19 protein-coding genes are annotated in these 18817 nt (G+C 59.2%); 6 read left to right on the top strand and 13 right to left on the bottom strand.

Features of this window, described 5'->3' with window-relative positions; all coding sequences use genetic code 11:
- Positions 1-3: 3 nt before the first annotated feature.
- The 6 genes from H8F22_RS13100 to rfaH all read right to left on the bottom strand — a co-directional run bounded on the left by H8F22_RS13100 (position 4) and on the right by rfaH (position 7510).
- The gene (locus tag H8F22_RS13100) at positions 4-1344 is read right to left on the bottom strand and encodes a UDP-glucose dehydrogenase family protein (protein WP_027924668.1); all 1341 of its coding nucleotides are present in this window, start codon (positions 1342-1344) and stop codon (positions 4-6) included.
- A gap of 30 nt (positions 1345-1374) precedes the next feature.
- On the bottom strand, positions 1375-2766 hold the full coding sequence (locus H8F22_RS13095; RefSeq protein ID WP_194940271.1) for an undecaprenyl-phosphate glucose phosphotransferase: 1392 nt from the start codon (positions 2764-2766) through the stop codon (positions 1375-1377).
- Between the two features lie 147 nt (positions 2767-2913).
- Positions 2914-5226, bottom strand: a complete 2313-nt coding sequence (locus H8F22_RS13090) for a GumC family protein (protein ID WP_027924666.1) — start codon at positions 5224-5226, stop codon at positions 2914-2916.
- A gap of 2 nt (positions 5227-5228) precedes the next feature.
- Positions 5229-5762 carry a polysaccharide biosynthesis/export family protein gene (locus tag H8F22_RS13085; protein ID WP_027924665.1) on the bottom strand — a complete coding sequence of 178 codons (534 nt, stop codon included), beginning with the start codon at positions 5760-5762 and terminating at the stop codon, positions 5229-5231.
- A gap of 12 nt (positions 5763-5774) precedes the next feature.
- The gene (locus H8F22_RS13080; protein WP_228758799.1) at positions 5775-6878 is read right to left on the bottom strand and encodes an outer membrane beta-barrel protein; all 1104 of its coding nucleotides are present in this window, start codon (positions 6876-6878) and stop codon (positions 5775-5777) included.
- A 95-nt stretch (positions 6879-6973) separates the two neighbouring features.
- The gene (gene rfaH, locus H8F22_RS13075) at positions 6974-7510 is read right to left on the bottom strand and encodes a transcription/translation regulatory transformer protein RfaH (RefSeq protein WP_027924663.1); all 537 of its coding nucleotides are present in this window, start codon (positions 7508-7510) and stop codon (positions 6974-6976) included.
- Between the two features lie 604 nt (positions 7511-8114).
- On the opposite strand from rfaH, the gene H8F22_RS13070 reads away from it, so the two are divergent.
- Positions 8115-9092 carry an NAD-dependent epimerase gene (locus H8F22_RS13070; RefSeq protein ID WP_194940270.1) on the top strand — a complete coding sequence of 326 codons (978 nt, stop codon included), beginning with the start codon at positions 8115-8117 and terminating at the stop codon, positions 9090-9092.
- Between the two features lie 2 nt (positions 9093-9094).
- Here H8F22_RS13070 and H8F22_RS13065 read toward each other — a convergent pair whose 3' ends face one another.
- Together H8F22_RS13065 and H8F22_RS13060 are read right to left on the bottom strand one after the other, a co-directional pair.
- The gene (locus tag H8F22_RS13065; RefSeq protein WP_027924661.1) at positions 9095-9994 is read right to left on the bottom strand and encodes a bestrophin family protein; all 900 of its coding nucleotides are present in this window, start codon (positions 9992-9994) and stop codon (positions 9095-9097) included.
- Positions 9995-10107: 113 nt separating this feature from the next.
- A complete protein-coding gene (locus H8F22_RS13060) occupies positions 10108-10896 on the bottom strand; it encodes an alpha/beta hydrolase (RefSeq protein ID WP_194940269.1) in 789 nt (262 codons plus the stop codon).
- A 98-nt stretch (positions 10897-10994) separates the two neighbouring features.
- Here H8F22_RS13060 and H8F22_RS13055 point away from each other — a divergent pair, with 98 nt between their 5' ends.
- Positions 10995-11939 (top strand): aldo/keto reductase, encoded by a 945-nt coding sequence (locus H8F22_RS13055; protein ID WP_194940268.1) that lies wholly within the window; start codon positions 10995-10997, stop codon positions 11937-11939.
- Here the strand turns inward: H8F22_RS13055 and H8F22_RS13050 are convergent.
- Positions 11936-12607 carry a glutathione S-transferase family protein gene (locus tag H8F22_RS13050; RefSeq protein ID WP_194940267.1) on the bottom strand — a complete coding sequence of 224 codons (672 nt, stop codon included), beginning with the start codon at positions 12605-12607 and terminating at the stop codon, positions 11936-11938. The genes H8F22_RS13055 and H8F22_RS13050 overlap by 4 nt on opposite strands.
- 129 nt (positions 12608-12736) lie before the next feature.
- Between H8F22_RS13050 and H8F22_RS13045 the strand changes: the two genes are divergently transcribed.
- The gene (locus tag H8F22_RS13045; RefSeq protein ID WP_027924657.1) at positions 12737-13108 is read left to right on the top strand and encodes a nuclear transport factor 2 family protein; all 372 of its coding nucleotides are present in this window, start codon (positions 12737-12739) and stop codon (positions 13106-13108) included.
- A 44-nt stretch (positions 13109-13152) separates the two neighbouring features.
- Here the strand turns inward: H8F22_RS13045 and H8F22_RS13040 are convergent, their stop codons facing one another.
- Positions 13153-14544 (bottom strand): aldehyde dehydrogenase family protein, encoded by a 1392-nt coding sequence (locus H8F22_RS13040; RefSeq protein ID WP_194940266.1) that lies wholly within the window; start codon positions 14542-14544, stop codon positions 13153-13155.
- 100 nt (positions 14545-14644) lie between these two features.
- Between H8F22_RS13040 and ptrR the strand changes: the two genes are divergently transcribed.
- Entirely contained in the window at positions 14645-15523 is an 879-nt protein-coding gene (gene ptrR, locus H8F22_RS13035; RefSeq protein ID WP_027924655.1) for a putrescine utilization regulator PtrR, read from the top strand.
- Positions 15524-15576: 53 nt separating this feature from the next.
- Here ptrR and msrA read toward each other — a convergent pair whose 3' ends face one another.
- Both msrA and H8F22_RS13025 read right to left on the bottom strand, forming a co-directional pair.
- A complete protein-coding gene (gene msrA, locus H8F22_RS13030; protein ID WP_027924654.1) occupies positions 15577-16086 on the bottom strand; it encodes a peptide-methionine (S)-S-oxide reductase MsrA in 510 nt (169 codons plus the stop codon).
- 163 nt (positions 16087-16249) lie between these two features.
- Positions 16250-16573 (bottom strand): DUF7693 family protein, encoded by a 324-nt coding sequence (locus tag H8F22_RS13025; protein ID WP_194940265.1) that lies wholly within the window; start codon positions 16571-16573, stop codon positions 16250-16252.
- A 191-nt stretch (positions 16574-16764) separates the two neighbouring features.
- Here H8F22_RS13025 and H8F22_RS13020 point away from each other — a divergent pair, with 191 nt between their 5' ends.
- Complete coding sequence (locus tag H8F22_RS13020; protein ID WP_027924652.1) at positions 16765-17154, top strand: c-type cytochrome; 390 nt, start codon at positions 16765-16767, stop codon at positions 17152-17154.
- A 12-nt stretch (positions 17155-17166) separates the two neighbouring features.
- On the opposite strand, the gene H8F22_RS13015 is transcribed toward H8F22_RS13020, so the two are convergent.
- Positions 17167-17841, bottom strand: a complete 675-nt coding sequence (locus H8F22_RS13015; protein ID WP_059182719.1) for a class I SAM-dependent methyltransferase — start codon at positions 17839-17841, stop codon at positions 17167-17169.
- A gap of 146 nt (positions 17842-17987) precedes the next feature.
- On the opposite strand from H8F22_RS13015, the gene H8F22_RS13010 reads away from it, so the two are divergent.
- Complete coding sequence (locus tag H8F22_RS13010) at positions 17988-18809, top strand: SDR family oxidoreductase (RefSeq protein ID WP_027924650.1); 822 nt, start codon at positions 17988-17990, stop codon at positions 18807-18809.
- Positions 18810-18817 lie beyond the last annotated feature (8 nt).

Below are 18817 nucleotides of genomic sequence, written 5' to 3'. Positions count from 1 at the left end.
CCCTCAGATTGCGGCGTGGGTCTGGCGACCCACGGACACGTAGGTGAAGCCACGCTTGCTCAAGCGCTGCGGATCGAACAGGTTGCGTCCGTCGAAAATCAGCGGTTGCTTGAGCTGTTGGCTGATCAGGTCGAAGTCCGGCGCGCGGAACGCTTGCCACTCGGTGACGATGATCAAGGCGTCGGCATTTTTCAGCGCCGCTTCCTTGGTGCCCGCCAGGGTCAGGTCGTCGCGCGAGCCGTAAATGCGCTGGGTTTCCTCCATGGCTTTCGGGTCGTAGGCCTGGACGCTCGCGCCGGCGTGCCACAAGGCTTCCATCAGGACCCGGCTGGGGGCTTCGCGCATGTCGTCGGTGTTGGGTTTGAAGCTCAAGCCCCACAGGGCGAAAGTCTTGCCGCGCAGGGCGCCGTCGAAGTGATCGGAAATCTTGCTGTAGAGGGTGGTTTTCTGCTCGTTGTTGCGCGACTCCACGGCCTTGAGCACCCGCGCATCGATGTCGACACGGGTGGCGGCGTGAATCAGCGCCTTCACGTCCTTGGGGAAACACGAGCCGCCGTAGCCGAGGCCGGGGTAGATAAATTGATAACCAATGCGCGGATCGGACCCGATTCCGTGGCGGACCATTTCGATGTCTGCGCCGAGCTTTTCGGCGATGTTGGCCATTTCGTTCATGAAGCTGATCTTGGTCGCCAACATGCAGTTGGCCGCGTACTTGGTCAGCTCGGCGCTGCGAATGTCCATGACAATGATTTTTTCGCGGTTGCGATTGAACGGTTCGTACAGTTCACGCATGACCTCTTCGGCGTGCGGGCTGTCGGTGCCGATGACGATCCGGTCCGGGCGCATGCAGTCCTCTACCGCACAACCTTCCTTGAGAAACTCCGGATTGGAGACCACATCGAAGGTCAGGTGGCTGCGACCGTTGTCGGCCAGCACCTGCTCGATGCGTGCACGTACCAGGTCGCCAGTGCCGACGGGGACGGTGGATTTATCGACGATGATCTGGTGACGATCCATGTGCTGCGCGATGGTTTGCGCCACGCTCAACACGTATTGAAGGTCTGCCGAACCGTCTTCGTCAGGCGGCGTGCCGACGGCGATCAACAACACATCGCCATGCTGCACGGCGCTGGCCAGGTCGGTGCCGAACTGCAGGCGGCCGCTCTGGTAATTGTCGCGCACCAGGGCTTCCAAACCGGGCTCGTAGATCGGCAAGGTGCCGTCCTTGAGGGCATCGACCTTGGTGGCGTCGACATCCACGCACATCACGCTATGGCCGACTTCTGCCAGCGCGGCGCCCTGGACCAGGCCCACATAACCTATACCGAATACGCTCACATTCATGATCAAACCTCGGGGAGTCGAAGCAGGGCGTCAGTAGATGTTTTTCGAGAACAACGTGAAGGGCGTCTTGATCAGAATCTTGATGTCCAGCCACAGTGACCATTGGTTGATGTAGTTGAGGTCCTGGGCCACGCGCAGCTGCATCTTTTCCACGGTCTCGGTCTCGCCGCGATGCCCGGTGACCTGGGCCAGCCCGGTAATCCCAGGCTTTAGGCGATGACGGGCCATGTAGGCGCGGACTTTGCCGGTGTAGTAAATGTTGTGGGTGACGGCATGCGGGCGGGGGCCGACGAGGGCCATCTGGCCGAACAGCACGTTGAACAGCTGCGGCAATTCGTCGATGGAACTGCGGCGCAGGAAGCGTCCGACCGGCGTGACGCGATCGTCTTCGCGGATGGCCTGGCGCACCTCGCGGTCGTCATGGACGCGCATTGAGCGAAACTTCCAGACCTTGATCACTTCGCCGTTGCAGCCGTGGCGGTTTTGCTTGAACAGCACCGGCCCTGGCGAGCTCAACTTGACGGCGGCCGCGACCACCAACAGCAACGGGCTGATCACAATCAGGGCCGTGGCCGCCAGGCTGCGTTCGAACAGGTCCTTGCAAAACAGGCTGGCGGGGTGCGAGCTGATCAGGCTTTCGTTGAGGTAGATCGCCGGCATCCGTTCGATTTCCGAGATCGAATGATTGAGCAGCACCATGCTGCTGAAATCCGGGATCCAGACCACGTCGACGTTCATGTCCAGCAGGTCGATGTACAGCGCTTCAATGGTTGCGGCATGCGCCATCGTCAGGACGATATAGACGCGCCGCACGGCCAGGCGGGTGATGATCTCGCGGATGGCGTCGACCCGGCCGAGCAGCGGCAGAATGCTCGGCGCCGGGCCACTGTCGTCGGCGGCGGCGATGAACCCCAGGACCAGCGCGCGGTTCGGCCGGGAGAGTTTTTTCGCCAGCTCATGGGCGGTCGGACAGGTGCCGATGATCACTGACCGGCGTTCCTTGCAGACCATGCGCGCGTGCAACCGGGCGAAGTAATGCAGGGGCAGGAAACTCAGCGCCTGAACCAGAAACCCCAACACCGCCCAAACCATGATGACTTGTCGCGAGTACGTCGCACTGGTTTGGGTGATGAAGGCGATGGCCGCCAGCACGGCCAGCAGGATCAGCCAGCCGGCCAGCAATCGACCGAGCCCGACCAGCAAGCCATGACGCTTGTGGTAGACCTGCATCAGGCTGTAGATCGGCACCGAGCCGAGCACGGTCAGAATGATCAGAATCCGGTAATCGCTGGTCAGGTTGCCGACGCGCCACAGTACGAGCAGCATCAGCAGCCCGATGGTCAGCGTCATTGCGCAGACCCACTGTCCCCAGAACGTCAGGCCTCGGCGGTGAGTCAGGTGAGCGGTATAGAGCGGTGTCATGGGCTTGACCTCAAGGCAGAAGTAAATGCACCAGCACAAAACGGGCGGACACGGCGTGGCTCCCGCAGGCTTTTCCGTTGCTCGGCAGAGGTGAAGCAGCTGTTTTTGTATTGGCAGAGGTGACGCGTTGGCTAGGTCGCCCCGGTGTTAACGGGGCGCGAAGTCGTAGTTATAAAACGTGCGGGAGTGGTTGTAGCCATACTTGCGCGCCTTGCGCAGGTCGACCTGGTTGAGCACGGTACCGAACACCGGTACGTGGCTTTGTTGCAGCATCGCGATGCCCCTTTGCACCTGACTGATCGGCGTGCTGTCGGCCTTGACCACGTAGATCACGGCGTCCGAATGCTGGGCCAGCAGCAAGGCATCGCTGATCATCTCCGCCGGCGGCGAGTCGATGATGATGTGGCGGTAACGCGACTTCAGTGCTTCGAGCATCCGCGCCATGCGTGGCGAACTGAGCAAGTCCTGGGGCGGAGGCTGGCGTGCCGGGTTGAGCGCGTCGGCGGGAGATGGCAGGCGCGGCGCGGTGAACAGGTCCACCGAGGGCTGCAACATTTTCCCGGCCGGCAGCAAATCCAGGTTGCCCACCGAGACGATGCAGTCTTCGAGCCGAGCCGTGCCCGCAATCACATTCGCCAGCCCGGGGGCGTCCGGCGGGAAGTCGAAGTTCAGCGAAAGGGTCGGCTGGCGCATGTCGGCATCGATCAGCAGCACGCGCTCAAGGGAGGTGAGCGAGCTGGCGAGGTTGTTGGCGATGGTGCTTTTACCCTCACCGGCCACGGTCGAGGTCACCAGCACCACCTGCGACGGCATCTCGCTGCTTTGCAACATCAACCAGGTGCGCAGGTTGCGAATGGTCTCGGAAAAGCGCGGGTTGTCGTTGTCCTCAAACAACCGCGCCAGTTGCCGGCGGCTTTTCTTCATCACCAACGGAACGACGCTGAGCAATGGAATATTGAGCGTGCTCTCGATGGTCTCGTCGGTCTTGAAGGTGTTGCTCAGGCTGTCAAACAGCAGGGCCAGCGCAACGCCAATCAGGGCTGCCAGCAACCCGACAATGCCCACGATCAACGTTTTGCGTGGCTTGCTGGCTTCCATCGGAACAATTGCCGGGTCGACGATGCGCACCTTGGTCGAGTCCATGTCGGCGGTGGCGGCGGTCTCCTTCAAGCGAGTGACGAAGGTTTCGTACAGCGCACGGGTGCTGTCGACTTCACGCTGGAACTCGCGCAACTGAAACTCTTTGCGCGCGATGTCCTGGATCTGCGCCTTGTTGCTGTTGAACGATTGGCGGATCGAGGCTTCGCTGGCCGAGGCGAGCTGATATTGCCGCTCGATCCCGGCGACCACTTGCTGCACCTGCAATTGCAGGGCAGTGGTGGCTGCGCGCAATTCGGACTGTGCGGAAATCAGGCTCGGGTGTTTCGGCCCATAGCGCCCCGACAGCTCATCGACCTTGGCTTGCGCTTTGGCCCGGTCAGCCTGGAATTGCTGGACCAGCGGATTGGACAACACAGCGGGTACGCTGGAGAGCCGACTCAAGTCGCCAGTGCTCAAAGCCTTGGCCTGACGGTATTCGCTCTCGGCTTCAGCGCGGGTACGGCGGGCGTCGACCATGCGGCTGCCGGTAGCCTCCAGTTCGTTGGCGCTGATGGTGGAGACACCGCCGACATCGACCAGCCCTTGCTCTTCGCGGTAGCCCTGAAGTTTTTTCTCGGCCACGCGCAGGTTGTTGCGCAAATCGACCAGTCGGGTGTTCATCCACGCCGTGGTGGACTGCGAAGATTTTTCGCTGGTGTCGATCTGGCTGTCGGTAAAGCCCTGGGCCAGTGCGTTGGCCGCTGCGGCGGCGAGATCAGGGTCCGGTAGCTCGACTTCGATGTTCAGCAGTTGGCTTTTGCCGACAAACTTGACGGTGGTGTGCAGCATCAGGTTTTGCGTGACCTGATTGAACACGTCTTCCTCGGTTGGCGCGTCCTTCACCGGCAACAGCATGCCCATTCCGGGTATCCACTGATTAAGGTTGAGGTCCGCCAGCCATTTGCGCGGCGTGAACCACGGCGCCGGCTGCTGGCGCGGGTCGGTGATCGGGTTGGTGGTGAGACCGAGTTTTTTCACCGCACGTTCGGCCAGGTCCCGGGATTCCAGGAGAGCCTGCTGGGTCTGCAAGTAGTCAGTAGCGTTGCTGCCTGAATCCTTCACTTGCTGGAAGGACATCAGCGGCGGCGTCTTGTCGTTGAACAGCAACGTGGTGCTGCCGATGTATTGCGGGGTGATCAGCGAGACGGCCACCACCGCCAGGGCAACGCTGAGCACAACCAGCCAGCCGATTTTCCATTTCGCGCGCCAGATCACCCTCCACAGTTTGAGCAGATCAATGGTGTCCCTGTCTTCGCTGTGCTGTTGATACACGTGCGTTTGCAGAGGACGTTCGACGAAGTTGCTAGGGCTGTTGTCCATGATTAGAAAAAGCCTTGTGCAATGGAAATGGTGTCGCCGGGGGCAATTGTGGTGCTGCGCGTCACTTCATCGGTGAGGGTCTGGCCGCTGTCGCCGCGCACGATCGTCACGCGTTTGATCGAGGCGCGCTCGGTGAGGCCACCGCCCAAGGCAATGGCTTTCTCAAGCGTCAGGCCGGGCACGAAGGGGTAACTGCCGGGTTTGGTGACCTCGCCGTTGATGTAGAACGAGCGGTATTCGATCTGGCTCAGGCTGACTTTCGGATCGTTCAGATAGCCCTGTTTTAGCCCGTCGACGATGATCTTTTCGACCTGGTTGGGGGTGAGGCCCTTGGCGGAAATTTCACCGAGGAACGGGTAGGAAAACGTTCCGGCGTCGTTGAGGCGAACCCTTTTAATGCTCAGTTCCGGCTCGCCGAACACGGTGATGCGCAACACGTCGCCCGCCGCCAGTTTGTACTGGGTGCCGGAGTCCGCTGCGTACGTAGTGGGGGCAAATGCCAATGCGAACAACAAGCCAAGAGTGTGTGAGTTCATCGCAAAACCCTCCTAAAGGCTTACGTTGAAGCTGATCGAAACAACGTTGCGGGTGTAGCTTTCATCTTCGGCGTCCGAATTGTTATCCCGGTAGCGATAGCCGAGTTCGATATCCAGCCATCGGCGCATGGCGTATCTCAGGGCCAGGTTGTAATCCTGAAGATTGTCCGTGCGGCTTTCGCCTTCGTAGACATATCGGCCATAACCGGCCTGGGCCACGGTGGTGATGCGTTCGGTCCAGCCGTGGCGCCAACCGACCTGAGTGAAGGTTGATTTGACAGCGTCAGCACCATCGTCGCCCTCGGCAAGGGCCTGGCGGGCGACAAAGGTAAAGGTCGAGTAAGTACGTGGTTTGTATTGCAGATCCACTTGCCAGGTGGGGTTGTCGAGGTCTTTGGATTGGCTGCTGTCGAAATTCTTTTTCTCGTAACCAATGCGCACTTTGCCCGAGGTGCGGGCGGTGAAGTCCCATGTGGCTCCGCCCAGGATGGCGTCGGATTTACTGCTGCGCGGGCTGTTGGATTGCAGATAATCGAAGTTCGTGTGGTCGTATTCCAGCAAGCCACGGGTGTTACTGCCAATGCGGTGATACCAGGTGGTGGTCACACCGGCGGTATTACGTTCTTTGTCGTCGTTGACGCCATCGGCATTGGTATAGCGAAGTTCTGCATAGTTGGCGCCGACATCAATCTGGTTATCAGCGCTCTTGGCGCCGTAGGTGTACAGGCCACCCACACGTTTGTTGTTGAGTTTGTCGTTTTCGCCTATGACCGCCGTCGATTCCGTACGCTCCCATTTGCGGTACTCGGCCTCAAGTTTCAGACGGTGTCGGTCGGTGAACTCCATGATGCTGTCGGCCCGCACCCGCTGTGCCGTGTACGAGGCATCGGACTCATCGTGGTATATGTTCTGAGTCGGCTGCCAGATAAGGCGCGTGGCGCTGTTGCGGTCTTCAGCCTTCAGTTCGAAGGAGGGCGCCAACCGAGTGATCATGGAAGATTGCGTGTTGTTTTCCAATTCGCGAAAGTTATCGTCGTAACTTTCTGAGAGCAGGAAAGTTGGAGTGAAGTTGAAGCCGTAAACATCAATGTTTTGTGGGTTGATACTCCATGCCATCCCTGGATAAAGAGAGGCCATGAGCAGTGCAATAGGGCAGCGTGACTTCAAGGCCATTTTTCGTAGCTCCTGACGAAAGCATATAAGGCAAACAATTAGTTATTAAGTTGTATGGGCGTGCTCTGGAGTCCGAGATCACTGCGTGGAACGCAAATAGTTTGATCGCGATTAAGGAACTGCAGCAGGATCATCACACGTTCAGCCCCCTGCGAGGACACGAAGATGCCTTCCAGTGTCGACAGTGGCCCTCGAATGATTTGCAAGTGTTCGCCGGGTTTCAGGTCATGGTCGACGTGCGCATCCGCCGATTCAAAACAGCGCGCGCGCAGATGCTCGATGACGTGCTCTGCCACTGTCGCAGGACCATGATTGAATTCGACAATACGACTGACGCCGCGGGTGGAACGTAAGGGCGCCCAATTGTCGTTACGGCTGAGGTGGATAAACAGATACCCGGGGAACAGCGATTCCAGCACCCTGTGGCGTTTTCCGCGTATCACGCGCTCGGTCACCAGTTGGGGGTGGAAGATCACATAGTTTTGTTGCAGAAGGTTCAGGTGGGCACGTTCATCCTGACGTGGTTTACATTGCAACAGGTACCAATTAGACCGCTCGGAGCTTAATGCTGGCATGCTGGTAAACTCTGTGAATTGAGAAGTTTAGGCAGGCAGTGGCTCTATTGAGGCCTAGGAAGTGTTAATCGAGCAGATATGTTTTTTTATAGAGTTGCGCAGTTGTGTATCAATAATGAATCACAAAACGCATCACGAAAGGGCACAAGCCAATGACGTGACGCTATACCGTGCAACATATCAGGCATAAGCCTGAGTCAACTTCGCTTTGGGCAAAGCTACCGCACGGTCCGCACAAGGGACCCACATAAAAACTAATTCGGTAGGAGACTAAGGATCAGAGGCTAAACAGACAGTCCGCACTCGCACAACTGTTCCAATAGACCGGTGTAGTTATCGACCACTCTAAGCGAGCTGTCAAACGTTCCTCGTCAAAAAGCACGCCTTTTATCCAATAGTGAATTTGCTTCTACTCAAGCGGCTGTTTTCAGGAGGAATTTTTATTTCGTCGGACAAATTAAACTTTTGATGTGATTGATAGTCAGGCCGTTGAGAATAATCCCCAATCATGGGGGTTGTTAAGTAGTAAGCTTCGAATCTGGACCCCATGCAATAGCAACGCTATAACTAAGCCCTTCTTGTGTTAACAGGGGAGCAAGGCACTATGACCGTTCTTGTGACTGGCGCTGCGGGATTCATCGGGTTTCACACGGTCAAACGGTTATGCCTGCAAGGCCTTGAAGTGATAGGTGTCGACAACCTCAATGACTATTACAGCGTCGAACTCAAACAGGCCCGGCTCAAACAACTGAGCATGTTGCAGGGCTTCCGTTTTCAGAAAATGGACATTATCGACAAGCCTGCGTTGATGGCGTTGTGCAACGAACATCACTTCACCGAAGTGGTGCACTTGGCGGCGCAAGCGGGGGTTCGTTACTCGCTGGATAACCCGGACGCCTATGCGCAATCCAACCTGGTGGGTTTCCTGAATGTGCTGGAAGCCTGTCGACACTATCCGCCCGCGCACCTGATCTACGCGTCGAGCAGTTCGGTGTACGGTGCCAATAACAAGCTGCCGTTCAGTGTGGATGACCCGGTGGATCATCCGGTTTCGCTGTACGCCGCGAGCAAGCGCGCCAATGAACTGCTCGCCGACAGCTACTGCCATCTGTACGGCCTGAAGGCCAGCGGCCTGCGTTTTTTTACCGTCTACGGGCCTTGGGGGCGCCCGGACATGGCGCTGTTCAAGTTCACCGAAGCGATCCTCAAGGGCCAGCCGATCGAGGTGTTCAACCATGGTCAGATGGCGCGCGATTTCACCTACGTCGACGATATCGTCGAAGGTATCGCCCGCTTGCGAACAAAGCCGCCAGTGGCGAACCACGAGAGTGGGGGCGTCAACCGTCTCTTCAACATCGGCCGTGGCCATCCGGTCGCGTTGCTGGATTTTATCGAATGCCTGGAGTCGGCATTGGGGGTCAAAGCGCTGCGCAATAACTTGCCGATGCAAGCGGGTGATGTGATCAAGACCTGGGCCGATGTGTCGGCGCTGGCGGACTGGGTCGACTTCCGCCCGCAAGTGACGGTTGAAACCGGTGTGGCGCAGTTTGTCGAGTGGTACCGGGATTTTTATCAGGTGTGAAATCACTTCAACACAAAGTCCACCGGTTCCAGCGCCGGTGGAAGTTGTGTTTCCCCCATCGCGGTGAGGATTTCCCGCTCGATGGTGCGCACGATCGCATCGAGGGGCAGGTCGTTTTCGTCGCGGCCAAACGGGTCCTCCAGTTCGTCGCCAATCGCATCCAGGCCAAAAAAGGTGTAGCTGACAATCGCCGTGAAAATCGGGGTCATCCAGCCCAGGGGTTCGGCCATGGCGAAGGGCAGCAGGAAGCAGAACAGGTAGCTGGTGCGGTGCAATAGCAAGGTGTAGGCAAACGGTAGCGGCGTGTGTTTGATCCGTTCGCAGGCAGCCTGTGCCTGGGTCAGGTGTGCCAGATGATTGGCCATGATCGTGTAGCGCCATTCGTTGATCACCCCCGACTCGCTGAGTGCCGAACACTGCTGGCCGACCTGCAGCAATATGCGCCCGCTGAAGTCCGGCGCGTTGTCCTTGGGGATCGGGTCGAGCCAGCGGCCACTCGCCGCCAGTTCGTTTTCCTGGCGCAGTTTGGCGTTGAGCGCGTGGGCGAACCCGCACAAGTGACTCAGCAGGGTGTTGCGCGTGTCGGCGTCCTTGATGATCACGGTTTCTCGAATCATCGAACGAATCGCCACGATCACATCGCCCCAGGCTTTGCGGCCTTCATACCAGCGGTCATAACAGGCGTTGTTGCGAAAGCTCATGAAGATCGACAGCGACAAACCGAGCAGCGTGAACGGCGTCGCGCTGACTTTGGAAAAGTAGCTGGGGTGCAAAGTCTCGACGAGCACGATGACCGATGCCAATAGCGTCACCATCAAACTGCGCAGGGCGATCCGTTTGGCGATGGAGCCCTTGATCGCGCTGAGGATGTTGATGAAGTTCGGTTTGGGTCTGACGATCATGGAGTTCTGCCTTCAGGTGTTTCGCGTCGCGCGCAGGCTAAGAGCTTGCGGGCGGTGAGTCCAATCACTCTGGATGACTGCGTGATCGATACTGTCTATGAAGGTAGTCCATCTCATAATCCGTCGCCCAGCAGCTTCAGGTACTCGGGGCTGTCGGATATGGAGTTATGGCCGGTGCCCGGTATCACCTTCAACGTCGCCACACCGGGGGCGAAATGGGTGTAGAGCTGCTGCGTGCTGGAACGCGGGATGACCTCGTCGTGGCTGGCGGCGATCAACAGCGTCGGCACCGTGATGTGCGCTGCATATCGCCAGGATTCGAAGCGGTCCTGTAACAGCCACCTCACCGGGAACCAGCGAAACTGTTGTCTGGCCAGGCTTTCGAGGCTGTTGTAGGGCGTGATCAGGATCAACCGCGAGACCGGGCGTTGACTGGCCAGGCGCACGGCGACGCCCGAGCCGAGACTGCGCCCGACCACGACAACCTTCGAATGGCTGCTGTAGACCTTGTCAAACAAGGTCAGCGCATCACGAGCAATCGCTTCCTCCGAGGGCGAGCCGCTGCTGCCGCCGAACCCGCGGTAGTGCATCAAGTACAGCGCCTGCTCGGGGAACGCCTGGGAAAACCCGGACAGACTGCGAGACACATCCTCGGCGTTACCACCGAAGTAGATCAAGGCGTTCGGGCCGTCATGAGGCCTGACCGACACCTGTATTTGCGCATCTTCGACCGTCAGCGTCAGCAGTGATGCGGGTGTGGTGGCCGCGCTGGCTTGCGGGTAGTAGATCAGCGCGCGCTGAAACACGAACAACGCCGCACACAGCGTCAGGTACAACGCAGCAAGGATGACAACGAGAAGCGTCAGGGTTCTGAACATTCGACTAACTTTAGGGGGCGACATTGACGGCTCTGGGATCGAGGTCCGCTAACACGGGATCGGTGCCAGAGTTTAGTTCAACGGTAGCGGGGCACGCCGGGTTGGGCCACACGGGCAATACGATGAGCCACACTGACGGATACACGCGTCGACGATTTCTCACGCTGGCTGCCGGTGTTCCGGCGGTTTTCACCTTCGATCGGGCTTTTGCAACCTCGGCGCCGTCGACGGAAACAGGAGGCAAGACCATGCAGACCCGCGCCATTCCCTCCAGCAACGAGCTATTGCCCATCGTCGGGCTGGGCACGTATCGCGGTTTTGATGTCGAGCCTTCCAGCCTCGCCTACAAACAATTGCCAGAGGTGCTCAGCGTCTTGCTCAAGAAGGGCGGCACCGTCATCGACTGCTCGCCGATGTATGGCCGCGCCGAACAGACCACCGGTGAATTGCTGTCGATCCATGAGCCGCGCTCGCCGGCCTTTCTCGCCACCAAGGTGTGGACCCGTGGCCGCGAGGAAGGTATTGCGCAGATGGAACGGTCCTTCAGCCTGCTGCAAACCGACCGCATCGATCTGATGCAGATCCACAACCTGCTGGACTGGCAAACCCATTTGCCGACGTTGCGCGAATGGAAGGAGCAAGGTCGGATTCACTACATCGGCATCACCCATTACACGCCGACGGCCTATGAGGAAGTGGAGGCGGTGCTCAAGGCTGAGCCCCTGGATTTTTTGCAGATCAACTATGCGCTGGACGATCGCGGTGTCGAGCGACGCATCCTGCCGCTGTGTCGCGAACGCGGGGTGGCGGTGATCTGCAACCGGCCCTTCGGTGGTGGCGGTTTGCTCGAACGCATGAAGGGCAAGCCACTGCCCGGTTGGGCTGCGCAAGTGGGGGTCACCAGTTGGGCGCAACTGGCGTTGAAGTTCCTGCTGTCCCATTCGGCGGTGACCTGCGTGATTCCCGGCACCGGCAATCCGCCTTACATGGCGGACAATGCCGGCGCCGGTTTCGGGCCGATGCTCACGGGGGCGCAGCGCGAACAATTGATCGACATCGTGCGTTAGGGGCGCGGGTGAAACCGTTGCGGGATGTCTTGTTCGAACGGGTAGAGCGAGAAGTAAGGCCTGGCTTCGTCGATCACCCGCTGCACGGATGGCCGGTTCATCAGCCGCTCGAAATAGGCGTTCAAATGGCCGTGCTCACCAGGTATCTGCTCTAGGGTACCGGCATAGAAAAGCGCCGGGGCCGCTGAACAATCGGCCAGGCTGAACGCGGCGCTGGCCAGCCAGGCGTTGTTCGCCAACTGGCGGTCGAGCATGCCGTACACGGTCTGTAGCGTGGCGCGCTGTTGGGTCAGATTGCCGTTCGCACCGAGGATGCGATCCAGGACAATCTGTTGCAGTGGCGTCTGAAGGTAGTTGTCGCAGACCCGGTCCCACAGACGGACCTCCAGCGCCGTGTCCCAATGGCCCGGAATCAGCCGGTGTTGACCGGCAAAATAGTGATCCAGGTATTCAATGATGATCGTCGACTCCGCCACGTCGCACTGGCCGGTGTGATCATGGATGACCGGGAATTTGCCGATCGGCCAGAGCGCCTGCAACTCGGCTTTTTCAGCGGCGTTGCCCAGATCAATGATCCGTTTGTCGAAGTCGACTGCGTGCTCATAGAGCGCGATCAGCACTTTGTGGCAGTACGACGAGAGTGGATGGTAATAAAGCGTCAGGGACATCTTCAGCGCCTCCCGAAAAGTGACCTCCAACAGCATAGTCGCCGCGCACGAGGGGTCGAATCGCGGTGCTAGACTTTTTAGGTTGAGCCCTCACCGGCGGTGTGAGGACGATAAAGCTGGAGGTATGTCATGACTGCTCAATCGCTGGACAGGGAGCACATCAGCGTTGTCATTCGTAATTATGTCGAAGGAATGGTATTCGCCGACGAAGTGCTGCTGCGGCACGCGTTTCATCCCGCCTGTCGCATCATCGGTCACTACGAGGGAACGCTGGAATGGTCGTCGCTGGATGAGTTTGTCAGCGCCATCAAGGCCGAGGGGCCGGCGCCCAGAGAGGTCAAGCCGTTTTGGGAAACGCTCAGCGTCGATATCACGGGGGATGCTGCGGCCGTCAAGGTAATGGATGACTATGCCGGTATGCGCTTTACCGATTATTTGTCGTTACTGAAAATCAATGAGCGCTGGATGATCGTCAACAAGCTCTATTTCGTGCATGAATAAAATCGCAGCCTGGGAGCCAACGACGCCCAGGCTGCGTTTTTCGCTTAGCGGCGGTCCAGCCACACGGTCTGGGCATTGCAGAACTCGCGCACGCCGAAGTGCGACAGCTCGCGGCCAAACCCGCTTTTCTTCACGCCGCCGAAGGTCACGCGGGGGTCGGAAGCGCTGTAGCCGTTGATGAACACGCCGCCGGTTTGCAGTTCGCCGGCCATCTGTTGGGCGAGCGCGACATTGGCCGTGAAGACGGTTGCCGCCAGGCCGAACTCGCTGTCATTCGCCAGTTCCAGCGCATGGGCGGCGTCGCGTGCGGTGATGATCGAGGCTACCGGGCCAAACAATTCCTGTTTGAACGAGGTCATCTGGTCGGTGACATTGGCAAACACGGTCGGTTCGTAGAAGTTACCCGGCCCTTGCGCCTTCTTGCCGCCCATCAACAAGGTCGCGCCTTCTTCGAGGGTGTCACGCACTTGTTGATCCAGTTCATCACGCAGATCAAACCGCGCCATCGGGCCGAGGTAAGTGTCAGCGGCCAGTGGATCGCCGACCACCAGTTTGGCCGTGGCTTCGACGAATTTACGTGTGAATTCCTCGACAATGCCTTGCTCGACGATCAAGCGCTTGGCCGCCGCGCAGACTTGCCCGGTGTTCTGGTAGCGGCCGATGACGGCGGCTTTGACTGCTTCATCGAGGTCGGCATCGTTGAGCACGATAAACGGATCGGAACCGCCCAGTTCCAGCACGCATTTTTTCAATGCCGCCCCAGCCTGAGCGCCGATGGCCATGCCGGCGCGCACGCTGCCGGTGAGGGTCACAGCGGCGATGCGCGGGTCGGCAATCGCCGTGGAAACGCCGTCCGGCGTGACGTTCAGTACTTCGAAAACCCCTTCAGGGAAATCGGCGTTCTTGAAAGCGTCCAGTAGCAGGTAAGCGCTGCCCATGACGTTGGGAGCGTGTTTGAGCACGTAGGTGTTGCCGGCGATCAACGCTGGAACGGCGCCGCGCAGCACTTGCCAGATCGGGAAGTTCCACGGCATCACCGCGAGAATCGGCCCGAGCGGGCGGTATTCGATGCGCGCCTTGCCGCCTTCAACCAGCGTCGATTCGGCGTTGAGCATGGCCGGGCCGTGTTCGGCGTACCACTCGCAGAGCTGCGCGCACTTTTCGATTTCGCCACGGGCCTGGGAGATGGGCTTGCCCATCTCCTGGGTGATCATGGTGGCCATTGTGTCGGCACTGTTGCGCAGGGCCTGAGCCAGGGCGATCAGCAATTGCGAGCGTTGCGCCACGGCGGTTTTGCGCCAGACACGGAAGCCGCCTGCGGCCCGCGACAGGGCGGCTTGCAGTGCCGAGTCGGACTCAAAAGGGTAGTGGCCGATCTGCTCGCTGGTGGTCGGGTTGATCGAAATGGCGTGGGTAAGGCTGGAAACGCGGGTCATGGCACCGTCCTGCTAGGTGGGAATGCGCTCAGGTTACGGTGGCGTTTGTTTTTCGGAAACTGAATAATGCTGAGCATATCGTTCACGTTTGGAGAATGACTTGGATCTGGTTCAGCTGGAAATCTTCAAGGCCGTTGCCGAGCACGGCAGCATCAGCGTCGCCGCACAGCACATCCACCGCGTGCCTTCCAACTTGACCACGCGGATCAAGCAGTTGGAGCAGGACTTGGGCGTGGACCTGTTTATCCGCGAGAAAAGCCGCCTGCGCCTGTCGCCGGCCGGGTGGAGTTTTCTCGACTATGCCCGGCGCATCCTCGACCTGGTGCAGGAAGCCCGTGCCACTGTGGCAGGGGAAGAACCGCAAGGCTCGTTTCCACTGGGGTCGCTGGAAAGCACGGCGGCGGTGCGCATTCCCGGGCTGCTGGCGGCCTACAACCAGAAACACGCCAAGGTTGAACTGGACCTGTCGACCGGCCCTTCGGGGACGATGATTGATGGGGTGTTGTCGGGGCGGTTGGCTGCCGCGTTTGTCGACGGGCCGGTGCTGCACCCGGCACTGGAAGGCGTGCCGGCGTTCGAGGAAGAGATGGTGCTGATCGCGCCGCTCAACCATTCGCCGATCCACCGGGCGCAGGATGTGAACGGCGAAAATATCTACGCCTTCCGCTCCAATTGCTCGTACCGGCACCACTTTGAGAGCTGGTTCAGCAAGGATGCGGCGGTGCCGGGCAAGATCTTCGAAATGGAGTCCTATCACGGCATGCTGGCCTGCGTCAGCGCCGGTGCCGGCCTGGCGTTGATGCCGCGCAGCATGCTGGAAAGCATGCCGGGGTGCACCACGGTGAGTATCTGGCCGTTGTCCGAATCGTTCCGGTATTTGCGCACGTGGCTGGTGTGGCGCCGAGGAACGGTGTCCCAGAGTTTGACCATGTTTGTGCGCTTGCTGGAAGAGCGTGGGGTGGTTCAAGCACAACCTTGAACCCACCCCATAACACTGTGGGAGCGTGCCTGCTCGCGACTCGAGTCATTGCTTCAGAGTGCGCGTTTTGGCAGTTTCCAGTTCGGCCGAATGAAATGGCAGGTGTAGCCATTGGGTACTTTTTCGAGGTAGTCCTGATGCTCCGGCTCGGCCTGCCAGAACGGGCCGGCGGGGGCTATTTCCGTCACGGCCTTGCCAGGCCACAGGCCGGACGCATCGACATCAGCCACGGTGTCCTCGGCGACATCGCGTTGTTCTTCGTTGAGATAGAAGATCGCCGAACGGTAGCTGAGGCCGATGTCGTTGCCCTGACGATTGGCCGTCGAAGGGTCATGAATCTGGAAGAAAAATTCGAGGATCTGGCGATAGCTGATCACCGCCGGATTGAACACAATCTCGATGGCTTCCGCATGGGTGCCATGATTGCGGTACGTGGCGTTGGGCACATCGCCGCCCGAGTAACCGACCCGGGTAGACAGCACGCCGGGCATTCGCCTGATCAAATCCTGCATACCCCAGAAGCAGCCGCCGGCCAGAATGGCGGTTTCGGATTGCGTGGTCATAAAACTCACTCCTCAGTATTTATCGATTGGACCCGATTATTACGCAGTCTCGCGACTACTTTCTGCTTCTTTGTGAATGCATCTGGCGTGAGGCACGTGGAGGAGGGCAATGGCCTGGGCTGCGGGACGAACAACGAAAAAAGACCGGTTTATCCGGGCTTTTTCATGACTGGCGTTTGGCAAGTGCGCCTTGGCACTTGGTCAGCAGCCGCTCGATCTGGGCCAGTTCCCATGCGCTGAGAAAACTGACCGGGTCAGTGCCAAAACGTTGCCAGCCGTCGAGTTCACCCACGCGGCCATCGGGGCTGTGGCAGCGTTGACAGTGGCGCACATGGACGCCGTCGACGTCGAGGGTCAGGCGCCAGCCTTCGATATCGACCTGAATCTGGCCGGGCCCGGCGTGTTCATCGAGGCGCCGCAAAGGGTGGATGCCCAGGGCGGCATCGCGCAATGTCTGGTAAACCTCGCGGGCGGTCAGGGGTAGCACAGGTGTCTCCAATAGAATGTTCGTCAAACGCCAATACGCCCGCACAGGATAGAGACTGCGCTTGAAGCTGTCAGTGAATAACCCCTGATGACACCGTGGGTTATGAAGACAGCCATTCTTTGCGTAGACTTTCGCCCCCGCAAGCGGGCGCCCATCTTTCGCGCCTGACGAAACACGACTGGGAAATGAACATGTACAAAGCCGCTGCACTCACGTTTACCTTGTTGTTCACTGCAGGTGTATTCAGCCTTCAGGCACACGCGGCCGGCGATGCTGAAGCGGGTGCGACACTGTTCAAGCGAATTTGCGGGGGCTGCCATCAGGTCGGGGAGTCGGCGCGGGGTTCATTCGGTCCGCAGCTCAATGGCATCTTTGGCCGGCACTCCGGCAGCACCACGGATTACCAATACTCCGACGCGATGAAAGCCGCCGGTATCGTCTGGACCCGCGAGACACTGACCGCGTACCTCGAAGCGCCGAAACAAGTGGTCCCCGGCACCCGGATGATTTTCTGGGGACTCAGCGATCCGGAAAAGATCGAAAACCTGCTGGCCTACCTGCAAACCTTTCAGCCGCAGTGACATTCGCGATTGCTATGACTCCCGCCGCTCCGCCATCAACAACAATGACTGCGGCACAGGACTTTGCGGGTGCTGCGGCTCCTGCAAGGCGACCAGCCGAAAACCAGCCATGTCCAGCGCATTGAGCCAACTGGACAAGGTGCGGAAATACCAGGGCATGGGTTGCCACTGACCCCCGAACCCGGCGAAGGTCTCTTCCCGCCAACCATCCTGATAGTTGCCGGCCGCTACGGTCCACGGATGCAGCGTCTGGATCACCAGCGTGCCGCCAGGAACGAGCAGGGCGTTCATGGCCGTGAGCAGCGGGATGATGTCCTGGTGCAGCAGTGCGAAGTTGGCGCAGATCAGATCGAAGTCACTGCCAACGTTGACCTTCGCCTCCACCAATTCTTCATAACTCGCCACCTGTACTGTCGAAGAGCCCGCTGCCCGTGCCGCCTCGATCAGCGTCGCATCACCGTCCACCCCGACCGCCTCTATGCCCCGGTCAGCCAGCGCACGCAACAACCAGCCCTCACCACACCCCAGGTCGAGCACGCGCTCAGGCTGCCGGCCCATTACCGCCAACAAGATGGCCTGGTCGGTGACTTGCCGGCGGCTTTCGATAGCGCCGGTGCGGATGGCTTCGATCCAGGATCGGGCATTATGGTGCCAGCTTTGGAGGAGGGTGGATTCGGGAGCGGGCATGTTGATGTCCGGAGTTGTTGGTTGGATGAGAGGATAGAACAGGTGCTTTATGTTCGGGGTGCTAGTGTCTGCTTTTGCGTGTGAACTCGACTTCGGGTTGGTTAACGCTTTGCATCCATCAAACCAAGGGCGTCTCAGGATCATTTATGGACAATAAACTCACCGCCAAGACTGCGATCATTACAGGGGCAGCCCAAGGAATTGGCGCCGCGATTGCACGACTCTACGTGCAGGAGGGGTGCTTCGTTTACGTCACCGATATAAACGATGAGCTCGGCAGAGCGCTAGCAAACTCACTCGGTGATCGTGCCCGTTATCTGCGCCTGGATGTGCGGCGGGAGGACGATTGGCAGCGAGTGACGGCGCACATTTTGAAAGAGCGCGACAGGCTGGACATCCTGGTGAACAACGCCGGCATTACCGGGTTTGAACAAGGCGCCGTGCGGCACGACCCGGAACATGCGCGACTGGAAGACTGGCTCGCCGTGCATCAGACCAATCTTGACGGTGTATTCCTGGGGTGCAAGTACGCCATTCGCGCCATGCGGAATCCAGGATCGGGCTCGATTATCAACATCTCCTCCCGCTCAGGTTTGGTCGGTATTCCGGGCGCGGCAGCGTACGCATCGTCCAAGGGCGCGGTTCGTAATCACACGAAAACGGTGGCGCTTTACTGCGCTGAGCAAGGCCTCAAGGTTCGGTGCAACTCAATTCATCCGGCGGCGATCCTCACGCCCATGTGGGAGCCGATGTTAGGCACCGACGAGGGGCGTGAAGAACGAATGGCCGCACTGGTCCGGGATACGCCGCTCAGACGGTTTGGCATGCCCGAAGAAGTGGCGGCCGTGGCGCTGTTACTGGCCTCGGATGAAGCGACATACATCACCGGCAGTGAATTCAACATTGACGGCGGCCTGCTGGCAGGTTCGGCTGTTACGCCAACTAAAGGGGATGACGGCGGAGTCTAGCTCCGTGC

It is taken from the genome of Pseudomonas mucoides (assembly GCF_015461845.1).
Taxonomy (GTDB): domain Bacteria; phylum Pseudomonadota; class Gammaproteobacteria; order Pseudomonadales; family Pseudomonadaceae; genus Aquipseudomonas; species Aquipseudomonas mucoides.
Note: the sequence above shows the minus strand (reverse complement) of the source record. Positions and strands in the feature narration are given on the sequence as shown.